At 64.6% G+C, this 23,690-nt stretch carries 18 protein-coding genes and 1 other RNA gene; 10 read left to right on the top strand and 9 right to left on the bottom strand.

The features are described 5' to 3' along the window. Nucleotides 1–123: 123 nt before the first annotated feature. On the top strand, nt 124–1,143 hold the full coding sequence (locus J1N60_RS03125) for a DUF7972 family membrane protein (protein ID WP_312910631.1): 1,020 nt from the start codon (nt 124–126) through the stop codon (nt 1,141–1,143). 67 nt (nt 1,144–1,210) lie between these two features. On the opposite strand, the gene J1N60_RS03120 is transcribed toward J1N60_RS03125, so the two are convergent. After that, the gene (locus J1N60_RS03120) at nt 1,211–2,368 is read right to left on the bottom strand and encodes a nicotinate phosphoribosyltransferase (protein ID WP_312910630.1); all 1,158 of its coding nucleotides are present in this window, start codon (nt 2,366–2,368) and stop codon (nt 1,211–1,213) included. Nucleotides 2,369–2,511: 143 nt separating this feature from the next. On the opposite strand from J1N60_RS03120, the gene J1N60_RS03115 reads away from it, so the two are divergent. Then, nucleotides 2,512–3,315, top strand: coding sequence for a hypothetical protein (locus J1N60_RS03115; protein ID WP_312910629.1), 804 nt, complete (start codon nt 2,512–2,514; stop codon nt 3,313–3,315). Between the two features lie 4 nt (nt 3,316–3,319). On the opposite strand, the gene rnpB is transcribed toward J1N60_RS03115, so the two are convergent. Next, nucleotides 3,320–3,745, bottom strand: an RNA gene (gene rnpB / locus J1N60_RS03110) — RNase P RNA component. 200 nt (nt 3,746–3,945) lie between these two features. On the opposite strand from rnpB, the gene J1N60_RS03105 reads away from it, so the two are divergent. Beyond that, nucleotides 3,946–4,125 (top strand): DUF7470 family protein, encoded by a 180-nt coding sequence (locus tag J1N60_RS03105; RefSeq protein ID WP_253431304.1) that lies wholly within the window; start codon nt 3,946–3,948, stop codon nt 4,123–4,125. A 27-nt stretch (nt 4,126–4,152) separates the two neighbouring features. Here J1N60_RS03105 and J1N60_RS03100 read toward each other — a convergent pair whose 3' ends face one another. The 4 genes from J1N60_RS03100 to rnz all read right to left on the bottom strand — a co-directional run bounded on the left by J1N60_RS03100 (nt 4,153) and on the right by rnz (nt 9,252). Further along, nucleotides 4,153–6,114 (bottom strand): DUF460 domain-containing protein, encoded by a 1,962-nt coding sequence (locus J1N60_RS03100; protein ID WP_312910628.1) that lies wholly within the window; start codon nt 6,112–6,114, stop codon nt 4,153–4,155. A 55-nt stretch (nt 6,115–6,169) separates the two neighbouring features. Beyond that, complete coding sequence (locus J1N60_RS03095; RefSeq protein WP_312910627.1) at nt 6,170–7,426, bottom strand: thiol-disulfide oxidoreductase DCC family protein; 1,257 nt, start codon at nt 7,424–7,426, stop codon at nt 6,170–6,172. After that, complete coding sequence (locus tag J1N60_RS03090) at nt 7,423–8,088, bottom strand: hypothetical protein (protein ID WP_312910626.1); 666 nt, start codon at nt 8,086–8,088, stop codon at nt 7,423–7,425. The genes J1N60_RS03095 and J1N60_RS03090 overlap by 4 nt, the downstream gene beginning before the upstream one ends. 228 nt (nt 8,089–8,316) lie before the next feature. After that, nucleotides 8,317–9,252: a ribonuclease Z gene (gene rnz / locus J1N60_RS03085; RefSeq protein WP_312910625.1), complete on the bottom strand. Its 936-nt coding sequence runs from the start codon at nt 9,250–9,252 to the stop codon at nt 8,317–8,319. 198 nt (nt 9,253–9,450) lie between these two features. On the opposite strand from rnz, the gene J1N60_RS03080 reads away from it, so the two are divergent. Together J1N60_RS03080 and J1N60_RS03075 are read left to right on the top strand one after the other, a co-directional pair. After that, a complete protein-coding gene (locus J1N60_RS03080) occupies nt 9,451–10,554 on the top strand; it encodes a DUF7282 domain-containing protein (protein WP_312910624.1) in 1,104 nt (367 codons plus the stop codon). Nucleotides 10,555–10,649: 95 nt separating this feature from the next. Further along, nucleotides 10,650–11,654 carry an AAA family ATPase gene (locus J1N60_RS03075; RefSeq protein ID WP_312910623.1) on the top strand — a complete coding sequence of 335 codons (1,005 nt, stop codon included), beginning with the start codon at nt 10,650–10,652 and terminating at the stop codon, nt 11,652–11,654. Nucleotides 11,655–11,826: 172 nt separating this feature from the next. On the opposite strand, the gene J1N60_RS03070 is transcribed toward J1N60_RS03075, so the two are convergent. The 3 genes from J1N60_RS03070 to J1N60_RS03060 form a co-directional block, all read right to left on the bottom strand. Next, nucleotides 11,827–12,753: a carboxypeptidase-like regulatory domain-containing protein gene (locus J1N60_RS03070; RefSeq protein WP_312910622.1), complete on the bottom strand. Its 927-nt coding sequence runs from the start codon at nt 12,751–12,753 to the stop codon at nt 11,827–11,829. Between the two features lie 236 nt (nt 12,754–12,989). Then, entirely contained in the window at nt 12,990–14,798 is a 1,809-nt protein-coding gene (gene glmS / locus J1N60_RS03065) for a glutamine--fructose-6-phosphate transaminase (isomerizing) (RefSeq protein WP_312910621.1), read from the bottom strand. A 942-nt stretch (nt 14,799–15,740) separates the two neighbouring features. Beyond that, nucleotides 15,741–16,145: a helix-turn-helix transcriptional regulator gene (locus tag J1N60_RS03060; protein WP_312910620.1), complete on the bottom strand. Its 405-nt coding sequence runs from the start codon at nt 16,143–16,145 to the stop codon at nt 15,741–15,743. A 735-nt stretch (nt 16,146–16,880) separates the two neighbouring features. Here J1N60_RS03060 and J1N60_RS03055 point away from each other — a divergent pair. The 5 genes from J1N60_RS03055 to J1N60_RS03035 are packed head-to-tail and all read left to right on the top strand — an operon-like array spanning nt 16,881 to nt 23,345. Beyond that, complete coding sequence (locus J1N60_RS03055; RefSeq protein ID WP_312910618.1) at nt 16,881–18,287, top strand: nucleotide sugar dehydrogenase; 1,407 nt, start codon at nt 16,881–16,883, stop codon at nt 18,285–18,287. Next, on the top strand, nt 18,287–19,330 hold the full coding sequence (locus J1N60_RS03050; protein ID WP_312910616.1) for a glycosyltransferase family 2 protein: 1,044 nt from the start codon (nt 18,287–18,289) through the stop codon (nt 19,328–19,330). The genes J1N60_RS03055 and J1N60_RS03050 overlap by 1 nt, the downstream gene beginning before the upstream one ends. Continuing rightward, nucleotides 19,331–20,398, top strand: a complete 1,068-nt coding sequence (locus tag J1N60_RS03045) for a DUF354 domain-containing protein (protein ID WP_312910614.1) — start codon at nt 19,331–19,333, stop codon at nt 20,396–20,398. Between the two features lie 6 nt (nt 20,399–20,404). Beyond that, on the top strand, nt 20,405–21,376 hold the full coding sequence (locus J1N60_RS03040; RefSeq protein ID WP_312910612.1) for a glycosyltransferase family 4 protein: 972 nt from the start codon (nt 20,405–20,407) through the stop codon (nt 21,374–21,376). Continuing rightward, on the top strand, nt 21,369–23,345 hold the full coding sequence (locus J1N60_RS03035; protein ID WP_312910610.1) for a hypothetical protein: 1,977 nt from the start codon (nt 21,369–21,371) through the stop codon (nt 23,343–23,345). The genes J1N60_RS03040 and J1N60_RS03035 overlap by 8 nt, the downstream gene beginning before the upstream one ends. The last annotated feature ends 345 nt before the right edge of the window (nt 23,346–23,690 follow it).

Here is a 23,690-nt window from a genome sequence, read left to right as displayed (position 1 = left end):
AGCCGCCCTCGAGCCATAAATCCACGCACAGAGGGTCGATCCAGGCGGAGATCACGCTCGAAACTCGAGCCATCGACTGCAACGAAGACACACGCTTTTTTCGACGGTCGTTGACCCCGACCCATGGGCGCTGAGCGAGCGATCGACGAGACGAAGACCCAGAGCGACCTCGTCCACGAACGACTGCGCGAGTCGCCAGCCCAGCGCTGGATCTTACTCGACGGGAATCGCTACGTGCTGACGGCCCTCTGTGCCGGACTGGTGTTCACCGTCTGTCTGGCGATCGGCGCCGCCGGCTGGATCCCGGTCACGAACCCTGACACGGCGACGACGCTCGTCGGTGCCATCGTGGGCGGCACGCTGCCGTTCATCACCATCGTCCTCGCGATCAACCAGCTCGTCCTCTCCCAGGAACTGGGGTGGACCGGCGACCTGCAGGAACGCTACGAGGCGATGACCGACTTCCGACGAACGGTCGAAGACGCGACCGAGACGCCGGTCAGTCCGGCCGCGCCTGCCGAGTTCCTCCGGCTCATCGTTGACGCCGTCGTGGCAGAGGTGGGCGACCTCGAGTCGGCTGCGACGGACGCCGACGGTGCCGTCGCCGCGAGCCTCGAGACGTTCGCGGGAGCCGTCACGGAGGAAGGCGAGACCGTTGCGAAAACGCTCGAGACTGCGGAATTCGGGACGTTCGATGCGCTCTCGGCGGTCCTGGGTCACTTCAACGGGGCGCACCTCCATGCCGCCCGGACGATTCGAGCCCGGTACGCGGACGAACTTTCGATGGAGGCCCTCGAGACCCTCGACTCGCTGATCGAGTTGCTCGGCTACCTCGCCGTCGCTCGTCAGTCGTTCAAGACGCTGTACATGCAACACGAACTCGCCCACCTCTCGAAGCTCCTGTTGTACGTGGGGTTCCCGACGCTGCTCGGCGGCGGCCTGTTCATGATGACGTACCCGGCGATAATCGCGGCCCTCGAGAGCACGCTCGCGCTCGTCGTCGTCGTGAGCGTCGCGGTCACGCTCGCGTTCCTGCCGTTCGTCGTCCTGCTGGTCTACACCTTCAGAATTGCGACGATCGCCAGCAAGACCGCGGACTTCGGCCCCTTCGTCCCCCGGGTGGACGTCCAGGTCGACGAGTGAGCGGGCCTCGAGGCGGCCAGTAACATAGACGAGCGATCGACGCGAGTTCGAGACTGGGAGTAGCCGCTCAGCCGTCGTTCCTGAACCCGACCGCTTCCGCATCGGCGAGACACCGCTCGGTCGCCGCCTCGAGGTCCGCCTCGCGGACAATCTCGCCGTCGCGAACCAACGGCTCGAGCAGCGCATCGCCGTTCTCGGGAACGGGCTGGTCAGCCAGCCGGACCTCGTGGCCGCCCTCGGCGGTGCGGTAGACCTGCTTGTCCCCCGAGAGCTTCCCGCGTTTCGAGGTCATCTCGCCCTCGATTTCGACGATGTCGAGCGCGAAGTCGACGCTGTCGGCGCCCGTCACGTAGCTCCCAATGCCGAAGCCGTCGGCGACGTCCCGGAGTTCCCGAATCGTCTCCGGGGTCAGCCCGCCGCTACAGAAGATGTCGACGTCCTCGCGACCGCGGGCGTCGAGTTCCCAGCGGACCTCGCGGGCGATGTGCCGGAAGTCGCCACGTCGTGAGCCCGTGGTATCCAGGCGAACCCCGTCGAGGCGGTCCCCGAGGGTCTCGGCGGCGAGCAGGGTCTCGGTGCTCTCGTCCCAGAAGGTGTCGACTAGGGCGACTCGAGGGACGTCCTCGGGGACGGCCTCGTCGAAGGCTGTCCAGGCGTCGTCCTGGTTCCCCTCACCGAAGATCAACAGCAGCGCGTGGGGCATCGTCCCCCCGGCCTCGCGCTCGAGGATGTCGCCCGCGGCGACGTGGGAGAAGCCGTCGAGTCCGGCGAGCAGGGCCGAGCGTTCGACGCTCCCGGCGATAGCGGGGTGGACGTGGCGCGCGCCGAACGAGAGGACCTGGGAGTCGGGCGCGGCGAATCGGGCCTCGAGCGCCGCCGTCGCGAACCCGCTGGGCTGGGAGAGAAAGCCCAGCAGGGAGGTCTCGAGTTCCGCGAACTCGAGGTACGGTCCCTCGATGCGCATGACCGGACCGCCGTCGAACAGCGTGCCCTCGGGGAGGGCGTCGACGTCCACGTCGCGGCCCTCGAAGAGCGTCGCGACGTCGTGGACGCCCGCGAAGACCTCGAACTCCCCTGTTGGAAACTGGTCGGCCGTCACTTCCGCGACGACGCGGGGATTTCGATTCGCGTGCTCGAGGGTCGCCCGCGTGCGCTCGAAGTAGGCGTCGGTGGCTCGTCCCTCGAGGATGGCCTCGTCGGGGACGATTCCGAACGGATTCGACATACCCTCGCTTTCCGGCGCGAGGCGTTAAAGCTCCCGTCTCGCGTCGGGGCGGGTAGCAGGCTACGACTTCCGGGGCTACTGTAGGTGCAACCGAAGTTTGAGATTGAGGTGCCCTTTTCTACCATCGTGCTATAGTTTACGTCGTGAAACGTCGACCGTACCTCGCGACGCTCGGGTCTGGTCTCGTCGGAGGGTGTCTCTCGAGCGTCCCCGACCTCGGTGACGACGACGCGACCAACGTGACCAGTTCGGCACTCGCGCCGCCGGAAAATTGGTCCGACGAGGTGGTCGCCGAGGAATCGTTCGACCGGTCGGCGACGCCGATCTGCGTCGACGGCGAGGATCGCAACGGGCGCATCGAGAGTAATCCGGATGGCACGATCGCGGATCACCACTTCTTCGACGACAGCGCGACCGATCGATACGGGGTTCGCGGACGCATCGAGTTCGACGGTCCCGGTAGTCACATGGAAACGGTACGGGCGACGTTCGAACGCAGCGACGGCGAGCGTGTCATCGAGAGTCGGTCGCTCTTCAGGCGGAGTCGGGAGACGTACCTCTTCGAGATCGTCACGACGGAGGGGAACGCGGACGCCGTCGACCGATACACGCTCGCGGAACCGGACGGCGGAACGTCGGGTCCGGGCCCGACAGTCGAAGACGGGTCGACGCTCGTCGAGAAGGGGTGGGGTCAGCTGGGGACGGCCGACGGCGACCCCGTCTACGGGGCTGCGGTCACGCTCCGGAACGCGACGGAGGCGAAAACCGGCGATGCCGGAGTCGTCGTCGAGGCGCTGCTCGAGGATGGGACCGTCGTGTTCAACGATTCGGCCGGTGCCGAACTCGAGCCGGGCGAAACGCACACGTTCTACTTTCCCTATTTGCGGTGTGACCCGGGTGCCATAACCGAGACGGTGGTTCGACACTGGTTGCTCTCGAGGGTGTAAAACTGGGTGAGAGGAGTAAGCCCCCTTCTGTTCGACCCGGCATTCGGCTGAGCGTCCGCGCCGCCCGCCTGCGGCGGTCCTGTCGGGCTACCTCGACGCGGACTTGCACCGGTGAGGATTCGCCGTTCCATCGATCCTCGGCCGTCCGTAGGGCGGCTGTCCGCCCCACCGTGGCCGCAAGGCGGCCACGCGCTCTCTGCGGGTTAGCTCCCCGTCCTCGCGGTTGGGTTCGCGCGCATCATCGATCGGGCCGAGACGTGTCGTTGCTGTTCCAGAGCCAGCGGTCTCCCGCTCCGGACTTGCGTCCGGTCACCCGCCCGACGGGTGGGGGGACTTTCCTCGCGGGCGCGAGCGCCCGAAAACGAGGGCTCGCGTTGGGTGGCCGACCCGTTTCCGGACCGGCCATCGCGGCAGCCAGGCTCTCTCTCCCATCGGTTCTAGGGTCGGTCGTCGGTTAAGTGTCTCGCTTACGCGCATTCGCGTTCGGGGGCTGACGCTCGGTGCTCGAGGTTCGACGCTCGAGATTCGACATTCGGCGGTCGGAATCGGGTTCCGAAAACCGCCCCTCGTTTCGACTCGAGCACGCTCACAAACCACCGTGATTAAGAGTATCGACTGTCCACAGCGGGTATGCGCAAAAATCTCGGTCCGCTCGGGATCCTCGGCGTGATCCTCGCGATCGCCGGAATCGCCCTGATCGCCACCCAGAATTACCTGATCGCTGGCGGCCTCGCCCTCATGCTCATCGGGGTCGCCCTCGTCGTCAAGTCGCTGGTGACGGGCGTGCTCCAGTCGTTCGGGATGGTCTAGAGCTCGAGACTGACACGCCGAGCCCGGTCAGGCCTCGTTATCGCCCGCTCGGTGCTCGCTGATGAGCCGATCGACCATCTCCGCTTTCTGATCGCGCTCGCGCTCGAGCGCCCGGTCGTGCCAGTCCTCGATGACTGCCTCGACGTCCGATTCGCGGGCGACCGCGAGTTCGTCCACCTCCTGCATTGCCACGGCGTCGGCGGGACCCACGGGAATCTCGCGGTCGAAGAGGATCGCGTCGGCGATCTCCGAGAGGTTGCCGTTCTTCAGGACGACTCGCGGTTCGAAACTCGCCAGGAGCTCCGCGGTCGAGCGTCCCGCGCCGCTGGCGTCGCGCACGTAGACCACGTCGCCGGCCGCGATACCGTAGGCCTCCTCTGCCGCCCGGATCGCCCCCTTCGTGAACTTTTCGATCACCTTCACGGGCACGAGGCCGGCCTTCTTCTCGGAGACGTCCGCGAAGTTCGAGTGATCGAGCTTCCAGAGCGTCTTCATCCGCTCGACTTTCTCCTCGAGGGCCTCGTCGCGCTCGCTCTCGAGGCGGTCGGCCTTGCGCTCGAGGCGGCTCACCTCGCGCTCTTTACGGATCTGGCGGCGTTCCTCTCGGCGGGTGACGGCGAGTTCCGCCTCGAGGTCCTCGATCTGGTCGTCCCGGTCCTCGATTCGGCCCTCGAGGGTCTCGACGTGGCCCTCAAGACGTTCGACCTGGCGCTCGAGGTCGCGGATGCGCCGTTCCTCGGCCGTCAGCTCTCGAGGCTGGTGTTCGTTCTCCTCTTCGTCGCCCTCTTCGTCCTCGATCAGGTCCTCGAGGACGGTCTCGACGGTCTCGCCGCCGGCGACGACCCGGGCGGTCACCTCGCCGCGGTCGATTCCGGCGGGGAGTTTGCGCGCGATGCGCTCGAACTGATCCTCGTGGGCGTCGACGGCGTAGAGGGCGGCGGCCATCGCGTCGCGCTGGTGGTCGTCGTCGTACGGTTCGTCCGCGGTGCGGTGCTGTTTCTCGTCGACGGGCAGGTCTCGCTGGGGCGTCCAGCCCGCCGCATCGAAGCTCCGGCGGATCTTCTCGACGGTTTCGGGCATGGGCGTCACGTCCGCGGCGACGATCACCGGACGGCCGCGCTCGACGATCCATTCGATCACGTCGGCCATGGTATTCGTTCGCGAACTCCAGACGTCGAGCACCTCGCCCTGGAGGCCGACGATGGCGACCGCGGTGGTCGTCCCGGGGTCGACGCCGACGACCACGTGATCGCGGCGCTTCGCGAGCGGGCGAAACTCGATCCCGTCGCGTCGTTCCCGTTCGATCTCGACGCGCACATCGCCCGAGCGCTCGTTCGACACCGGAATGTCCTGGGGGCGGGCGTCGACGGTGAACACCGCGTTGGCGAACCCGCCGTAGGCCTCCCGGACTTCGCGCTCGAACGCGAGGCCGGCGTCCTCGAGGGCGCTCTCGACCTCGCGGGCGCGGCGCTTGACGGAGCCGTGGATTCGGCGGGTGTAACGATCGGCGCTCCAGCCGCCCTTCCCGGTCGAGCGGCCCCTCGAGACCTTGACCTCGGTGGTGTCGGTGAAGGCCGACACCTCGTGGCCGACGCTGTGTGCCGCCAGGCGGGCCGCGGCCTCGGCTTCTTTCATGGGCTCCTTGCCGTAGGGGACCCCGTGACGCTTCGCGACCCGCGAGAGCGACTCGGGTCGTTCGTCGCCGGTCACCTGGACGAGTTTGGTCCCGGCGGGAAGCGACCCGAGAAAGTGGATCAACTGGTCCTTGTCCGCGGCCAGTTCGTACATGTTGTCGGTCGCGACGATGGCCGGCTCGACGTCGGCGATCAGGCGGCGCAGTTTCCGGTGGGAGACGACGTCTCGCTTGAGGCCGTCCTCGTCGCCGTCGTGGACGACGAGTGCGTAGGAGGGCGCGTCGCCGCGAACGTCACCGCTCTGAACGTCGACGCCGAAGACGACCGCGTCGAGTGCGTTCGTTCGCGTACTCACGGCGCAGTATAGGGCGGAACGACGTATAAATCCGACGCGAGGACGAAAAAACGGCTCAGGACTGCTCGGCGTCGATACTGCAGACGAAGTGGCGACTCCGGTTGCGCGCGATGTAGGCGTAGACGCGGTTGCCGACCATCCTGACTGGCGGGAGTGCCATCAGGAGGGTGACCGGGGCGAAGATTCGGAACTGTTTGAACAGCTGGCGGAACGCCTCGTAGCCGCCGTAGGCCTCGTCGTCACGGAACAGGTACATCTCCTCGTCGAGGTCGACGCCGTCGCGGTCGACGAGTTCCCGCGGCGCGTCCGACTGCGAGCGGAATCGAACGGAGTCGTTGACGTCGAGGTACTTGAAGAGATAGAGGCTCCGGGCGCAGAAGTAACAGCGCTCGTCGTACACCAGCGTGACACGGTCGTCCGCGTCCGCGGCGAGCCACCGGTAAGCGACGTCCCAGGCGGCGAACAGCGAGAGGACGAGGATCATGTCGATGAAGTACAGCCCCAGCGTCGCGACCACGGCGAGGTGGAAGCCGATCAGGCCGAGCGCGGACAGCGTGATCGGCAGGCCCAGCAGGACGACGACGATGAGCGACACCTGGACCAGGCCGGTGCCGAGGAACCCGAGCCAGGCCAGCACGTCGTACTCGAGGATGGGCTGGGCGAGCGGCCGTACCATGCCGGTCATCTCCTGACCGCGAAGGATGTCGCGCTGGAGGTCGGTGCCGGAGAACCAGATGTCGATCGGCCCGTTCATGAACTTGCCCCAGGCGGATCCGAAGTAGAGCACACCGATGACGAGCAGGCCCCACTTCAGGGCACGTGCCCGGTGGGTTGCGTCGCTCCCCTCTTTCAGGAACGTGTTCAGCTGGTCGATCGACTTCTCCTTCGTTTCGATCACGGTGTCCGCCGACAGCACGTCGTCCTCGCAGAACAGTGCGAACAGGAGGATCATGTACGCACAGGCGAACAGCGACTCGATGGTCCCCGACAGGTAAATCGTCGACTTGACTGCCAGCATGTGCATCATCAGGAGACTGGCGAACCCACCGGACCACCGGGTCTTGTAGCCGACGATGAACAGGATCAACAACCCCGCGAGAACCCACCGCAGGTACGGCAGCAGGGTGAAGAAGATGTCCTGGTGGAGGTAGGCGATCGGCGGGTTGAAGTGGCGGGGCCACTCTCCGTAAAAGTTCCAGTCGAGCGAGACCATCCGCCAGAGCACCCACGATCCGAGAAGGACGCGAACGACGGCGAGGTTGATCGGCGTGGATCGGGTATCGTCGTCGAAGTAGTTGACGAACGCGCTCATGCAGACTCACCCTCGATTGCGGTCTCGTTCTCGGTAATTGTCTCGTTCGCGACGTTGATCGTCACGAGGTGCGTTTCCTCGTTGCGCTCGACCGCGTCGCTCTCCTCGTTGACGACTATGGTCCGTTCGTAGATTCGGATCGACTCGAACTCCTCGTAGGTCTCGAGTTGCTCGGCGGTCCACTGCTGGTCGTCGACGTAGCGCGGCGGCTTCAGCGCCTCGTAGGCTGGCGGCCCGCCCGATTCGATCGTCTGTCGATAGTCGTTGACGCTCTGCATGTAGAATCTGCCCATCTCCATTCGTTCCTCGTCGGTGTAGTCGTAGGCCATCGACCCGGCGACCGACGACGTTCGCGACCCGGTCATCGGCGGGGTGGCGCGGTCGTCGAGCTCGAGTTCGTTCCCGGCCGAGTCGACGATGCGAATCTCGTAGTACGTCATCTCCTCGCTGTTGGGCTGGGAGAACTTGTGCATCTCGACGGCAGGCATGACTGTCATCCCGACGACCGTCACTGCCAGCAGCAAGGCGAAAAAACACGCCAGCCAGGCCTTCCTGACGAGGCGACGGTTAGCGAGCGCCAGGGTGGCGATCGTCCCGACGAAGAACAGAATGTACACCGCCGGAAAGGCGATGTCGGTGAAGGGTTTGATGTACTCTAACACTGCGTACTCACCATATCGGCCGGTCGACGATGAGTTATATAGCAATTACGAAGGTAAAGTCGATGAACTGAATCTAAATTCGCCTACCGTCTTGTTAAGATCCTATCAATTTTTCGACGTGTTTGGTTTATGCGCTTGTTAGTAGCCGAACGCTTCCCGCCATCGGCTCAATGAATCGCCCTCGCTCGTCGCCTCGAGTGGTCGACTCGTCGCTTCTCGAGCACCGCCTCACTCGTCCGGATACGGAATCTTCAGGGAGTCCCCGTCGTCGGGGATTGAGACGGCCTCCGGATCACCGTCGAAGGCTTCCCTGGCTTCCGCGAGGTGGGGCGTCGGTTGGCCGGCGTACCGCGAGGAGAGGTGGACCAGCGCGAGCTGTTTCGCCCCGGCCTGGCTGGCGACCCGGCCGGCCTGTCGCGCCGTCGAGTGAGCGGTGTGGTCGGCGCGCTCGGCCCAGTCGTCGGCGAACGTCGCGTCGTGGATCAGCAGGTCGGGTTCGTCGACAACCTCGAGAGTCGCCTCGGTCGGGCGCGTGTCGCCGGTGTAGACGAGCGACCGGCCGGGACGTGGCTCGCCGACGACCTGTTCGGGCCGGACGACGGTGCCGTCCTCGAGTTCGACCGGCTCGCCTTCGTGGAGTCTGGAAAAGGCGGGGCCGACGGGGACGCCGAGTTCCTCGGCTCGCTCGCGGTCGAAGCGGCCCTTCCGGTCGTCCTCGACCAGCGCGTAGCCGACCGATCGGGTGTCGTGGTCGGTGTCGAACGCCCGCACCTTGTAGTCGTCACCGCGGTAGGCAACGCTCCCGTCGTCGACCTCGTCAATGCGGACCGGAAACGAGGGTCGGTTGCCGAGCAGCGAGACGAGCGACCGAAGGTGACGGCGCGTCCCGCGCGGGCAGTGAATCGCCAGCGGATCCTCGCGGTCGTTGAACGCCATCGTCTGGAGGAGGCCCGGAATCCCGAGGACGTGGTCGCCGTGGGTGTGCGTGACGAACAGGTGCGAGACCGAGAACCCGGTTCCGAAGCGCATCATCTGGCGCTGGGTCCCCTCGCCGGCGTCGAACAGGAATTGCTCACCTTCGCGGGCGACGAAGAGGCTGGTCGGGTTCCGACCGGTCGTCGGAATCGCCCCGCTCGTCCCGAGGAACGTCACGCACAGTGTCATTGGTCCGTGATCAGTCCGCTGGGGCTAAACCCGCTTCGGATCCGAATCCGGCCGTCGGCGCATCCGACCTCGAGAGCGGGGCGATGGAGTCGACGTAACCGATCGACCCGGTATCCGACGACTACACCGACAATTCGATGGGAACGAACCGGTCATTTTACCGTGTGTGTCTCGTATGACAGTGTACCCGAAGCTTCGATGAGTTCGAACCTCTCCCTCGGAACGGCCAAACTGCTGCTCGCGCTACTTGTCGCTATCGCCGTCGTTCTCGCCGCCGGACTCGCCGTTGGCCAGGCGCCGGCATTGTTCGGCGTCGAAGAAGAACCCGAGGCGTCGATCACGTTCTCCGATCAGACGACCAACGGCTCGAGCGTCGAAGTCGAGTCGGTCACGCTCTCCGACGGGGGGTTCATCGTCATCACGAACAGCGCCGGCGAGACGGTCGCGGTCTCCGACCGCCTCGACTCCGGCACACACGAGAATGTCACGATCGCGCAGGACGACGAGGACAGCGGCGACCTCGTCGGGCAGCTCACAGCGACGGTCCACCAGGACACGGCGAACGAGGGGACCTACATGTTCGAAGAGAGCGACCGCGAGGAGGACCGACCGTACATCGGGGACGGCTACCCGGTCAGCGACACCGCGAGCGTCACCCTGAACGAGAGCGAGGGCGACGCCCCGACCGGCTCGTTCCAGGTGGAATCGCTCTCACTTCCCACGACGGCGACGACTAACGAAACCGTCACCGTGGAGGGCGAGATCCGCAACCCACGGGACGTCGAGAATCGCCAGCACGTCGAGATTCGCGTCAACGGCGAGGTGCTCGAGCGAAAGATCGTCTCCCTCGAGGCCGGGGAGACCACCACCGTCAGCTTCGAACTCGAGACGGCGTCGCTCGAGCCCGGTGACCGGACGATTGGCATCTATACGACCGACCACGGCCAGCTCGACACACTCACCATCCAGTACGACACGCCCCCCGAACTCGAGGTACTCGAGGCGAACGAGTCGACGGTAACCGTCAACGTCACGCTCCCCGAAGACGGGTTCCTGACGGTCGAAAACGAGTCCCAGGCCGTTCGTGGGATGAGCGAGAACCTCTCGGCGGGGACCCACGAGAACGTCACCCTCGAGTTCGACGCCGAGGGCGAGGAAACCCTGTTCGTCGTGCTCTACTCGGGCGAACCGGACGAGTACGACGAGGAAGAGGGATTCCCGAACGCCGATCCGATCGTGATCGACGGCGATCGCATTCAAGCGGCGCTCCCGTCGGACGAGGACCAGATCCAGGAGAGGTAGCGTCCGAGGCGCTGATCGCGACAGCTAATTACTAACTGTTACCCGCTACCCGCTAACCGACCGATTCTTACCTCGTCCCTCCTTACGGGCAGGCGATGGACGCGCCGCTGTGGACGGAAACGTACGCGCCGACTCTCGAGGAGTTGCCCCAGGACGACGCTCGTGCGTACCTCGAGCGCGCCGTCGAGGAGCCGATCAACCTCATCCTGCAGGGCCCGCCTGGAAGCGGGAAGACGGCGGCGGCGAAGGCACTCGCAGCGGCAGCACACGACGACCCGGACAACGACCTGATCATCATCAACGTCGCGGACTTCTTCGGGCGGACGAAGACCGAGATCAAGAACGACCCCCGGTTCGCGCACTTCCTGACCGGCCGGTCGTCGATGTCGAAACGCGACATGATCAACCACGTCCTCAAGGAATCGGCGAGCTACGCCCCCGTCTCGGGGTCGTACAAGACCGTCCTCCTCGACAACGCCGAGGCCGTTCGCGAGGACTTCCAGCAGGCGCTACGCCGAATCATGGAACAGCACCACCGGACGACCCAGTTCGTCCTCGCGACGCGCCAGCCCACGAAACTCATCCCGCCGATCCGGTCGCGGTGTTTCCCCGTCTCGATGCGCGCGCCCTCGAGCGAGGAGACGGTCACCGTCCTGGAGCGGATCGTCGAGGCCGAAGACGTCGACTACGACCGAGACGGCCTCGAGTTCGTCGCAGGCTACGCCGACGGTAACCTCCGGCGGGCGATCCTGGCGGCCCAGACGACCGTCGAAACCGAGGGCGAACTCACCATGTCGACGGCCTACGAGACGATCGGGACCGTCGGCTACGGCGACGAGGTCGAGTCCATGCTCGACGACGCCGAGGCGGGCGCGTTCACCGACGCCCGGTCGACGCTCGACGAGTTGCTCGTCGACGAGGGACTCGACGGTGGGGAGGTCCTCGAGGAAATCCTGACCGTCGCCAGGAAGCGCTACCAGGGCGAGGCGCTCGCGCGGATGCATCGCCTCGCGGCGGACGTCGAGTTCGAGATGACCGAAGGCGCGAGCGATCGCATTCACGTCGGCCACCTGCTCGCGGAACTGGGGCGGGACGCCTGATTTCAGGGCCGTCGGCGGCTGATGATCGGTGGAGATCCCTGATATTTCTCGATGTAGACCCCTCGAGCGACGTCTCTCGAGTCGATTCCGTAACTCGTTTCGAAAGCGATCGAATTACTGCGAGAATAGACGCTCGAGTGCGATCGGTTACCAGATCCGAAATTATCTGGTGTTAGCTGTCGGTTTCGTTGTCATCGGTCGTCTCATTGTCTCCGTCACTATCGCCTGACTCCTGGAGCGTGGCGATGAGCATCTCGTCGTCGCCGGACATCTCGATGGTGGTCTGGGCACCCTCGTAGCCGTCCGCGGTCACGGTGACCTCGTACTCGCCGTCCTCGAGTTCGAACTCCGCGAACCCGTTTCCGTCGGTCGATTTCTCTTCACTGTATCCGAAGATCATCCCGTCGTCCTCGACGTTGACGGTGGCGCCTTCGATCGGGTTGCCGTCCTCGTCTTCGACGATGAGGCTGAGGGTCGACGTGTCTCCATCGCCACCGTCGCTGCCGTCGTCAGTGTCGTTGTTGTCGCCACCGTCGCTGTCGTTATCGTCGCCGCTGTCGCCGTCGCCGTCGCCGCTGTCACCGTCGCTGCCATCATCATCACTACCGTCACTACCATCGCTGCCGTCACCGTCGCCACCGTCGTCATCACTACCGTCACTACTATCCTCGTCGCTGCCGTCGCCACCGTCGTCATCACTGCCATCGCCGTCACTGCCGTCTCCGCTGTCGCCGTCACTGCCGTCTCCGCCGTCTCCGCCGTCGCCGTCGCCGCTGTCACCGTCAGTATTCGTCCCATCACCGTCCGATCCGTCTTCGGTCTGCTCGCCGCCATCGCTATCACCATCGCCGCTCGAGTCGTCACCCCCGTCGGAATCCCCATCCTCGGCAGGCTGCTGGAATTCGTCATCGTCACCCGAAGAGCCCGAATCCCACGGTGCGAGCCCGCCAACTGGCCCATCCGATCCGATGAGGCTCGACCCGCCTGCGGCGAGTACCAGCCCGGCGACGAGGAAGGCGACGCCGATGAAGACGAGTAACAGCTGTACGCCGGTGTGGATCGATCGCGTCTCGTTCGTCTGTTGGTCGTAATTTCCCATGGTTCTTACCTCTGGTGTGTCGGTCGATCGTGGCTCGAGTGCGAACTCGAGACGGCTGTATCCATACTTCTCGTACCGACCGTCAGCCTTTCATTATACGGCTACTAAGCCGCTCGCGACTCGAGCCGTACAATCGCTGTGAGCGGTACTCGTCGACGGTTCCTTGCTGTGGGTTCGATGACAGAGTAGCTGTGGTGCTGAGTGCAACGTCACGCGGGTGGAGAGAAAAAGAGAGACTACTCGACCGTGACGCTCTTCGCGAGGTTCCGTGGCTTGTCGATCGGTCGACCGAGTTGGTTCGCCGCGTGGTACGACACCAGCTGGAGCTGTACCGTCGCCAGCAGCCCCGCCCAGACGGGGTGAGTCTCCGGAATCTCGAGCTGGGCGTCGGCGACGTCGGTCAGCGGATTCCGCTCGGGGCCGACGGCGATAATCGGTGCCCCCCGGCTCTGGGCTTCGATCGCGTTCGTCTTGGTCTTCTCGTCGTTTGCCCCCGTACAGGTGGCGAAGATCGGCGTCTCGTCGGTCACGAGCGCGAGCGGTCCGTGCTTGAGTTCGCCCGAGGCGAACCCTTCCGCGTGCTCGTAGGTAATCTCCTTGAACTTCAGGGCCCCCTCGAGCGCCACCGGGTGACCCAGGTCGTTCCCGATGAAGAAGTACGACGGGCTGTCGACGTACGTCGCCGCCAGTCGTTTCGCGTCGGTCGACTCGAGAAGCGTCTCGACCTGGCCCGGAAGCTGCTCGAGGTCCTCGAGGAGTTCGGCCTGGTCATTCCGGGGCGTAGCAGCGGATACGTCGGCGGCGAGCCGCTGGCCGAGCAGGGTCAGCGTGACTGCCTGCGAGGAGAACGTCTTCGTCGCGGCGACGCCGACTTCCGGCCCCGCCCGAATGTACAGCGCGTCGTCTGCGGTTCGCGCCGCCGTCGAGCCGACGACGTTGGTGACGGCGAGCGTTCGCGCCCCCTGTTCGGCGGCGCTGCGGAGCGCCTCGAGCGTGTCGGCCGTCTCGCCGCTCTGGGTGACGGCGACCGTCAGGGTTCGCTCACAGACCGGTCCCGCGGTCGAGTCGTACTCGCTCGCGCGGACGACTTCCGTCCGGATCCCGGCCTCGCGGAGTTGCTGGGTGCCGTACATCGCCGCGTGGTAGGAGGTTCCACAGGCGACGAACTGGACGTACTCGACTTCGGCGAACGTCCCCGCGGGGAGGTCCTCCAGGACGACCTCGCCGTCGTCGACTCGCCCCTCGATGGTGTTGGCGAGCGAGATCGGTTGGTTGTAGATCTCCTTGAGCATGTAGTGGTCGTACTCGCCCTTGCCGGCGTCTTCGGGGTCCCACTCGACGGTGTCGACGGATCGCTCGACCGACGCCCCCTCGAGGTCGGTGATTCGGTAGCTGTCGGGCTCGAGTACGACGACGTCGCCGTCCTCGAGGTAGATCACCTCGTCAGTGTGATCGAGGAACGCTGGGACGTCGCTCGCGAGGTACCACTCGTCGGCGTCGAGCCCGAGGACGAGCGGGGATCCCTTTCGGGCGGCGTACACGGCTTCTTCCCCGTCGACGATGGCGGCGATCGCGTAGCTTCCCTCGAGCGTCGAGACGGCGCGGCGAACGGCCGTCTCCGTGTCGGGGGTCTCGGCCCGGTACTCGTCGATCAGGTGCGGGATGACCTCGGTGTCGGTGTCGCTCCTGAAGACGTGGCCCTTCGCCTGGAGTTCGTCCCTGAGTTCGTCGTAGTTCTCGATGACGCCGTTGTGAACGACGGCGACGTCACCCGCGGTGTCTGTGTGGGGGTGGGCGTTCGCGTCCGTTGGCGGCCCGTGGGTGCTCCAGCGGGTGTGGCCGATTCCGATGTTCCCGCTCGGTTTCGTCTGGAGACGGGACTTGAGGTCGGCGACCTCTCCCGAGCACTTGTGGACTTTCACGCCGGAGCCGTTCTGGACGGCGATCCCGGCGGAGTCGTAACCGCGGTACTCGAGGTTCTCGAGCGACGAGAGGAGCGTCTCGGTCGCGTCGTCGCGACCGACTCGCGCAATGATCCCACACATTAGCCGCTCACCTCTGGAGCCGACGCGCCGGTCGGCGGTGCCGTGACGGACGAACGAGACGACCGACCAGCGGTCGACCGGACCACTGCGTCGGTGTCGGTGGTCGTGCTCGTCGAGACAGCGGTGCGTAGATGGCGGCTAGTTCGTGTCATGGATGTGTGGTACCCGTGATCCTCCGCCAGCTGGCGGGTGGGCATCTACTCGTTCACCAGACGGAATGACGGTATTACTATACCTCAGGTAAGACGCATCCTGGCCCCTCATAGCTCCCTGTTAAAACTGTTTCACAGGATACGAACGTACGTTCTACCGATCAGTGGTGCCGGTATCAATGGGTTAGACCCGATCAGACCGCCGATTTCGTTCGGGGGTCGGCTCCCCGACGAGTCGTCAGACGGGTGGCTGACGGCCGATATTCCTTCGAGCAATCATTACATCACCGAGGTATCGAGAGGAGTTCGCAGATCGTGTCGACACGCCGGATAATTCTCTCCGTCTCGTGGCCTAGTCGTCCGTGACAAGATGGACGCGTTCGTCGAACCCGGCCGGGTCTCGAGCGCGTTCTCGAGGTCCTCGACATGGGTCGACGGACGTACGCCGGAGGAGCCGCTTCGGGTTTCCTAGAGCCCTTTCCGGAGGGTACTCCGAGCCGTTTCGTCGCTCGAGCGACGACTGCAGACGGGCTCAGAAGTGTCGGAGCGCTCTTCGGTGATACTGTGAGCCAGGCCAGTAGCGGAACGCAACCAGAACGAAGCATCGAAAGAATGGAAGCCGATACCGGCGGTCGCTCCGACGATTCGTTCGACGCGTACCGAGAAAACGCTGGACCGGAGCACTCAGTCGTGGTGTGTATTGGTGGTGAGTGCGATTGCGGTGGTGGTTTGGTGGTGCGATTGAGATCGACAAAACGGCGACCGATACGCCGCACAGACGCGCTGTCTGTTATTCCTGTTGTGCCTCCGGAACCAGCGTGATGTGATTCTCGCGACCGATCGAAATCTTCTCTATCACTCCCTCGTCGTGCATATCCGAGAGAATGCGACTGACCTTCGACTTCGACCATCCCGTTTCCGACGCGATCTGGTGTTGACGGAGCGTTCCGTCGTTCTGCATAAGCAGTTTGATCACTTCTCCCTCGTCGCTCAGGAGCAACGAAGGAGTGGAAGCCGAGACGGCGTGGTGGAACTCGTGCCCGGTGCTGTGCTGGTCGTCCGTCGGTTCGTCGCCCGCCGGGTCCGAGAGTGAACCCCCCAGGGTGACGCTAATCTCTCGAGCGGACAGGACGTACGCGAGACGAATACCGACGAGACCACCGACGAGCAGCGAGAGCACGGTCACCAGAACCATATCCCAGTCCGATGCGGGCCGGTTCGTGAACCAGTTCACGAACGCGACCGCGGGTGCCCCGTTACCGATCGCCGCCACCCCCGCTGACAACCCAATTCCGTGCGTGCGGTAGTCGCACTCACGGGACGAGGATGGACGACTGACGACGTCGGGACGAGACGCACACACCGACTCGGAGCGTGCGGTTGAACCACGGTCGGTAGTGCTGTCGTCTGTCGACCGCACGTTCGCAGGCGCTGGCTGTGGAGTCGAATCGGTCGACTCCCCAGTGTCGGCCCGGGAACGCACGACCCCGGACGGGGCAACATCGATCTGAGAGGTGGGTGCCGTCATATCTTCGGTCCTTCGGAGCTGGTTGGTGATCGGTTTCGGTATCGGTGATCGGATGATCACGCACGGCCGAGCCGACCGATCGAAACGACGATCGGGGACGACCGTACGTCCACTAACACGAGACTCCCTTTTCATTATAAAGCGCTACAGGCCCGCTTAACGGCAGGCTAAGCCCTCGAGGCGCTTTTTTGGCTCAATTTCGGCTAATACCCCGGTGACTGGCCGGTACCGGCCCTGAGAACGACCGTCTTCGCCGCTGCAACAGTTTTATCAGCGGTATAGTAAACGGAGGGAGGCTGGAAAGGGGAAATAGCGCGTCCCGCTCCCGGGATCGCCACATGAACGACCTTCCGATCGGTCGGACCCGGTCGGCCGGCACACGAAGAAGACGGTGATGTACCTATGAATCCACCACTCAGCAATACTGAATCGCGAAGCGAGAATCGATCGAACGTGCCCGTCGTCACGGACTACTCCCAGCGGGGCCAGGAGGGAACGCTCGAGGAGCCAGCGATCGAACGCGCACGTGAGGCGACGATCTGCGTCGTCGGGCTGGGCTACGTTGGCCTGCCACTCGCCGTCCGATTCGCGGAGGCCAACTTCGACGTCGTCGGCTTCGACGTCGACGAGTCGAAGGTCGAAACCCTCCAGAACGGCGTCGACACGACTGGCGACCTCACCGACGAGGCCGTCGCGGAGAGCGGCGTTTCCTACACGACCGAGGCCAGCCAGATCGCCGACGCCGACTACGTCATCATCGCGGTTCCGACGCCGGTCGACTGCGACAACCGCCCGGACTTCGACTTCGTCGAGGCCGCCGCGAGCACCGTCGGCTCGAAGATGACTGCGGGGGCGACGGTGATCCTCGAGTCGACCGTCTACCCGGGCGCGACCCGCGAGGTCATGATTCCCGCGCTCGAGGAAACCTCCGGGATGACCGCCGGCGAGGACTTCTTCGTCGGCTACTCGCCCGAACGAGCGACCCCGGGAGACGAGGAACACGGCCTCGCGGACGTCGTGAAGGTCGTCAGCGGACAGACAGACCAGGTACTCGAGGACGTCGCCGCCCTCTACGAGTCGGTCGTCGACGCCGGCGTCCACCGGGCCCCTTCGATCGAAGTCGCCGAGGCGAGCAAGGTCGTCGAGAACACCCAGCGGGACCTCAACATCGCCTTCGTCAACGAGCTGTCGATGGCTTTCGAGCGACTCGACGTCGACACCCGAGCGGTCCTCGAGGCCGCCGGGACGAAGTGGAACTTCCACGACTACCGGCCGGGGCTCGTCGGCGGACACTGCATTCCGGTCGACCCGTACTTCCTGGCCTACCAGTCCGAGCAGGCGGGATTCACGCCGGAACTCATCCAGACAGGTCGTGCGGTCAACGAACAGGTACCCCAGCACGTCGCCGACCTGACGATCAAGGCGCTCAACGAGTGTCAGAAGACCCTCTGTGAGAGCCGCGTCCTGGTGCTGGGCCTCTCGTACAAGGCCGGCGTCGGAGACATTCGAAGTTCGAAGATCGCGAACGTCGTCGAGAAACTCAAGGAGTACGACATCGGCATCGAAGGATACGATCCGTTCGCAGACGCCGACGCCATTCACGACGAGTTCGGGATCGACGTCCAGACCGAACTCGACTTCACCGACTTCGACGCGATCCTCCTCGGTACACCGCACGAGGAGTTCGTCGAGATGGACCTCGAGCACGCCGCCGCCGAACTCAACGAGAAACCGGCGCTGGTCGACGTAACTGCGGCACTCGACGAGAACGCCGTCGCTGACGCTGGCTTCGTCTACCGGAGGGTATAATGTACCGCGGACACACCATCGGCGTCATCGTACCGGCGTACAACGAGGAAACGCACGTCGGCAGCGTCCTCGAGACGATGCCCGATTTCGTCGACCGGATCTACGCCGTCGACGACCGGTCGACCGACGACACCTGGCAGATCATCCAGGAGTACGCGGCTCGCTCGAGGCGGTCGACCGACGAGCGCCGCGTCGATCCGGCTACCGACGAGCGGGTTGCACCGCGCGCCCTGCTCTCCGACGGCGGGGCGATCGGGGGGACTGAGATCGTCGCGATCCGCCACGAGGAAAATCAGGGCGCCGGTGGGGCACTCAGGACCGGATACGTCCGCGCACGCGACGACGGAATGGACGTCGTCGTCACGATGGACGCGGACGGCCAGATGGACCCCGACCAGCTCCCGAAACTGCTCGATCCGATCGTCGAGGGTGAGGCCGACTATGCAAAAGGCAACCGACTCGCCGACCGGGAGAGCCGACGGGAGATGCCGCCGTTTCGCCTGTTCGGCAACTGGGTCTTGACGCAGTTGACGAAGGTCGCCAGCGGGTACTGGAGCCTCCAGGACCCACAGAACGGGTACACGGCGATCACCAACGAGGCACTGTCGGCGGTCGGCATCGAGTCGCTGCCGGACGATCACGAGTACACCAACGACTTACTCGTCAGGCTCAACATCGCGGGGATGCGCGTCGCCGACGTCTCGATGCCGGCGAAGTACGCCGACGAGGAGAGCACCATCGACTACAAGCGATTCATCCCGATCACGTCGGTGACGCTGCTACGTGGCTTCCTCCAGCGAATGCGAGTGCGCCTCGCCGACGATCGTAGCGATCCGACCGCGCTCGGGTACCTGATCGGCGTCGCGTCGCTGGTTGGAGCCGTCGCGTTCGCCGGCGGCGCTACCGCGAACGCCTTCAAGGGAGAGACGTCACTTCGCGAACTGTTCACGACCGGGCTCGCGTTCGTCGCGAGTGCGGTCGTCTTCCTGGTTGCGATGGTGATCGACGCCGGTGAGAACGCGGAGAAGGGGGTGCGTCGCTAGATGCGCGTCATCGTGACGATCCAGCACCCCGGACACGTCCACTTCTTCAAGCACGCGATCGCCGAACTCGAGTCCAACGGTCACAGCGTCCACGTCTTCGCGCGCGAGAACGAGGTGGTGACGGACTTGCTCGAGTGCTACGACATCGACCACGAGATCCTGGCCGGCGAGTCGACCTCGCTGCTCTCGTTGGCGGCGGTCCAGGCGACCTACGAGGCGAAACTGCTGGCGCGAGCGCGTCGCATCAAGCCCGACGTCATCACCGCGATCGGCGGCGTCGCTGCCGCTCACGTCGCGAAACTCGTCGGTGTGAAGAGCGTCGTCTTCTACGACACCGAACACGCGACGATCATCAAGGCGCTCGCGTACCCGTTCGCCGACGTCGTCTGCACGCCGAAGTGTTACGACGGCGACATCGGTTCGAAGAAGGTCGAGTACCCGGGCTATCACGAACTCGCGTACCTCCACCCCGACCGGTTCGAACCGGATCCCGGAATCCTCGAGGAAGCCGGGCTGGAACCCGACGACACGCTCGTCGTGATGCGCCTGAGCAGCTGGGACTCCTCGCACGATATGGGACAGGGCGGCTTCGACGATCCGGTCGAGGCCGTCGAACGACTCGAGGACGCCGGCGCCGAGGTCGTGCTCACGTCGGAGGTCCCCCTCCCCGAGGAACTCGAATCGAACCGGCTCACGACGTCACCCGACCGGATGCACGACCTGCTCGCGTACGCCGACTGTTTCGTCGGCGAGGGCGCGACGATGGCCGCCGAGGCCGCAGTGCTCGGTACGCCGGCGGTGTACGTTAACTCCCTGTCGCTCGGATACACGACCGAACTCGAGGAGGAGTACGGCCTCGTGTTCAACTTCAACGGGTCGGACCGCCACGCTCGCTCGCTCGAGAAGGCGATCTCGGTTATCGAGGAAGACGACCCCGAGAAGTGGGCCCGTCGACGCGAACGACTGCTCGCTGACCGGATCGACGTGACAGACGTCATCGTCAGGGAGGTCGAAACCGTCTCCGGGACCAGGCCCGACCGGCCGACGCTCGCCGCTAACGCTGACTGACACGACATGCACGTCTTACACCTCATCACCTCTACGCGTTCGTTCTTCGAGCAGCAGATTTCCGTCCTCGAGGAACGTGGCGTCGAGTGCACCGTCATCGGCGTTCCCGGCGAATACGCTGCCGACTCGCCGCGGACGCCCGTTGACTACCTGCGGTTTTATCCGAAGGTGCTCTCGCACGTCTGGTCGGGCGAGTACGACCTGATCCACGGCCACTACGGTCTCGTCGCGCCGTTCGCGCTCGCCCAGCCGACGCGTCCGGTGGTGATGAGCCTGTGGGGAACCGACCTGATGAGCGACATGCGCTGGCTCGAGTCGATTAGCCGCTATGGCGCCCGCTTTGCGGACGCCACGATCGTTCCGAGCCCCGCAATGTCGCGCGAACTCGGCACCGACCACGTCGAGATCCCGTTCGGCGTCGACACCGAGCAGTTCAGACCCGTTCCGCGCGAAGAGGCCCGCGAGCGCGTGGGCTGGGACTCCGACGAACGCATCGCACTCTTTCCGTACGATCCAAACAGGGACGAGAAGGACTATCCGCGGGCCGAACGCATCGTCGAGCGCGCCGACGCCGACCTCGAACTGCGAACGATCGACGGCGTCCCCTACGAAGAGATGCCCTACTACATGAACGCCAGCGACGTCCTCCTCGTGACCTCGAAGCGCGAGGCCGGCCCGATGGTCATCAAGGAGGCCGCCGCCTGCAACGTGCCGGTCGTCTCGACCGACGTCGGTTTCGTCCGCGACACGATCGGCGAGGTCGACAACTGCGTCGTGAGCGACGACGACGCCGACCTCGCCGCGGGCCTCGAGACGGTCCTCGACGGCGACCGGCGGTCGAACGGCCGCGAGGTCGTCGACGGACTGAGCCTGGACGCGATGGGCGACCGTCTGCTCGAGTGCTATCGCGACGTTCTCGGACGGCGGTCCCGACCCAGGGGCCAGGGCAGCGGTCTCGAGGTGACGGAGAATGCGTAACTCGTCGTTTCTGTCGGGAATCCGGCCGTTGCGTCTCGATACCGTCGCCGCGATCATCGGACTCTTCCTGGCGCTGGCGATGTTGCCACTCCGGTTGCTCGCGTCCCAGATCTACATCAAAACCGTCCCGATCGTCCTCGGGCTAGCCTGTGGGCTGTACCTGCTGTCGCTGTATGCCCAAAACGACAATCCGGCGATGCCGACGCTGTCGAGACCGGCCCTGATGGCGCTGCCGACGCTCGTCTTGTTCGGCCTGTCCGCGCTCGTCGCACTGTCGTTCGTACAGGGCGAGCGGACGCTCGCCTTCTTCGTGTTGTCGGGTGTCGTTGGCACGCTGTTGATCGCCCAGATCGTCTTCTCGGAGGACGAGACGTTCAATACGGGACTCGTTTTGCTCCAGCTCGTCCTCTTCGCGTTCGTCTTCCGGTTTACGGCGCTGTACGCGACGCCGGGATACATCGGCATCGACATCTGGACGCACATGGATCTGGCCGGAGCGATCCTCGAGGAGCGGTCGCTGAGCGCCATCTCCCACGACAAACACTACGGTTCACCGCTGTATCACCTGCTCGTGGCGTCGAGCGCGCTCGTCTTCGACGTTCCGTTGCGGGCAGCGCTGTACCTGACCGTTGGCGTAGTGATGCCGCTCTCGATCCTGCTCGTCTACGCGACGGCGAACCTGCTGATCTCGCCGCGCTGGTCGGCGCTCGCAGCCGGCCTGTTCGCCATGGCGAGTTACGTCTCCATGTGGGGAATGCACCTGATCCCGACCAGCATGGGACTCGTGTTCTTCCTCGGCGTCCTCTACGCGCTGATTCGCGTCATGCGGATCGAGTACACGATCCGGGACTTCACGTTACTCCTGGTGTTGAGTCTCGCGGTCATCCTCACCCATCAGGTGTCGACGTTCATCATGCTCGTGGTGCTCGTGACCGCGTTCCTCGCCCAGCTCGTCTTCATGATCGGCCCGTTCGGCCTCGACCGCCTCGATACAAACACGTTCCGGACGAAGAAGCCGGTCAATCTGATCGGCCTGGTCGTCTTCAACTTCGGACTGACGATTTTCGTCTGGTCGCTCACGCCGTATCGCCAGGATTCGTTCCTGGGGACCGTCCTGAGCTACTTCACGCAGACGATCGAGGAGAGTGCCGGCTTTCTCAACATCGCCAGCGGGGCGGGGAGCGAGGACTCGGCTAGCGAGGTCGCAGCACCGACGCTCCTCGATCAGGTCGTTCCGTACGTCGATTCACTTGGATTCTTGCTCCTGCTCGGACTGACGTTCGCGGGCTGTCTGTACGTCGTTCATCGGAAACGGGCGGAGCAGTCCGTCTTCACTCTGCTGCTCGCGTCGGCGTTCATGCTCGTCTTCGTGATGGGGCTGCCGATGTTCGGGATTCGGAACTTCATCCCGACGCGATGGTTCGCCTTCCTCTACGCACCAATGGCGATCCTCGGAGCGATTGCGATCCGGGTATTTATCCGCGACCTCGATCCCCGGCTCGCAGTCGTCACCGTGCTCCTGGTGGTCCTGGTCTACCCCGGAGCGATGGCATTCGCCGCGGAGACCAACACCGAGAATCCGATATTCGACCAGCAACACGAACAGCTGGCCTACGACGAATCGGAACTCACCGCCGTTTCGTCGATCGGTGAGATGACTGGCTCCCCGTCTGGCTCCGAAATCCGACCCGATCAGCAACTACACACCGACCATCCATACTTCACGGTCTTTGGCCGAACGGGCGCCTATCCGTCCTCGTCGTACGTCACGATACCCGAAGACGGCGTCGCTGAACACGACTACACGGTCTACCGGACAAGTCAGACGGAGTCCGTGGTCTACTTCGTCGAAGACGAACGGGCGCAACTCAAGTCGGTCGACCGCGCACAGATCTGTCGTCCGACCCAGGCGACGGTGTACGATAACGGCGACGTCAATTTCTGTACGCCGTCGCCGGTTTCGAACTGACAGAACGGCTACACCGTCTGCGTGCCGCCGACTTTTCCCTCGACCACGGCGTCACGAGCGCTCGAGACGCTATCGGCTGAGTGACTTGACTCGAGTCGCTTCCACTCGAGCGAGCGCGTACGTGTGCGTGTACACACACCAGGATGGGAAGCACAACCCCTGCTCGAGTGGAAGTCATTCAGGCAGCGTGTCCTCCATCTCGAGTTCGTGAGTGACGGTATGACTGGACCCGCCCGCAGACCGCGCCACGAACGTCTCGGACGGTTTTGGACGGATTCCACAAGACGTGTCTCGGACGGTTTCAACGAACGCCACACGAGACGTGAGAAGCGGTTGATTACTTCC

Source organism: Natronosalvus caseinilyticus (assembly GCF_017357105.1).
Lineage (GTDB): Archaea > Halobacteriota > Halobacteria > Halobacteriales > Natrialbaceae > Natronosalvus > Natronosalvus caseinilyticus.
This window is presented reverse-complemented; position numbering and strand designations above follow the sequence as displayed.

Bases quoted from the DNA above. Each gene is read 5' to 3' on its own strand.
- J1N60_RS03125 (WP_312910631.1), top strand. From the start codon at position 124: ATGGGCGCTGAGCGAGCGATCGACGAGACGAAGACCCAGAGCGACCTC.
- J1N60_RS03120 (WP_312910630.1), bottom strand. From the start codon at position 2,368: ATGTCGAATCCGTTCGGAATCGTCCCCGACGAGGCCATCCTCGAGGGA.
- J1N60_RS03105 (WP_253431304.1), top strand. From the start codon at position 3,946: ATGCGCAAAAATCTCGGTCCGCTCGGGATCCTCGGCGTGATCCTCGCG.
- J1N60_RS03095 (WP_312910627.1), bottom strand. From the start codon at position 7,426: ATGAGCGCGTTCGTCAACTACTTCGACGACGATACCCGATCCACGCCG.
- rnz (WP_312910625.1), bottom strand. From the start codon at position 9,252: ATGACACTGTGCGTGACGTTCCTCGGGACGAGCGGGGCGATTCCGACG.
- J1N60_RS03080 (WP_312910624.1), top strand. From the start codon at position 9,451: ATGAGTTCGAACCTCTCCCTCGGAACGGCCAAACTGCTGCTCGCGCTA.
- J1N60_RS03075 (WP_312910623.1), top strand. From the start codon at position 10,650: ATGGACGCGCCGCTGTGGACGGAAACGTACGCGCCGACTCTCGAGGAG.
- J1N60_RS03070 (WP_312910622.1), bottom strand. From the start codon at position 12,753: ATGGGAAATTACGACCAACAGACGAACGAGACGCGATCGATCCACACC.
- glmS (WP_312910621.1), bottom strand. From the start codon at position 14,798: ATGTGTGGGATCATTGCGCGAGTCGGTCGCGACGACGCGACCGAGACG.
- J1N60_RS03060 (WP_312910620.1), bottom strand. From the start codon at position 16,145: ATGGTTCTGGTGACCGTGCTCTCGCTGCTCGTCGGTGGTCTCGTCGGT.
- J1N60_RS03055 (WP_312910618.1), top strand. From the start codon at position 16,881: ATGAATCCACCACTCAGCAATACTGAATCGCGAAGCGAGAATCGATCG.
- J1N60_RS03050 (WP_312910616.1), top strand. From the start codon at position 18,287: ATGTACCGCGGACACACCATCGGCGTCATCGTACCGGCGTACAACGAG.
- J1N60_RS03045 (WP_312910614.1), top strand. From the start codon at position 19,331: ATGCGCGTCATCGTGACGATCCAGCACCCCGGACACGTCCACTTCTTC.
- J1N60_RS03040 (WP_312910612.1), top strand. From the start codon at position 20,405: ATGCACGTCTTACACCTCATCACCTCTACGCGTTCGTTCTTCGAGCAG.
- J1N60_RS03035 (WP_312910610.1), top strand. From the start codon at position 21,369: ATGCGTAACTCGTCGTTTCTGTCGGGAATCCGGCCGTTGCGTCTCGAT.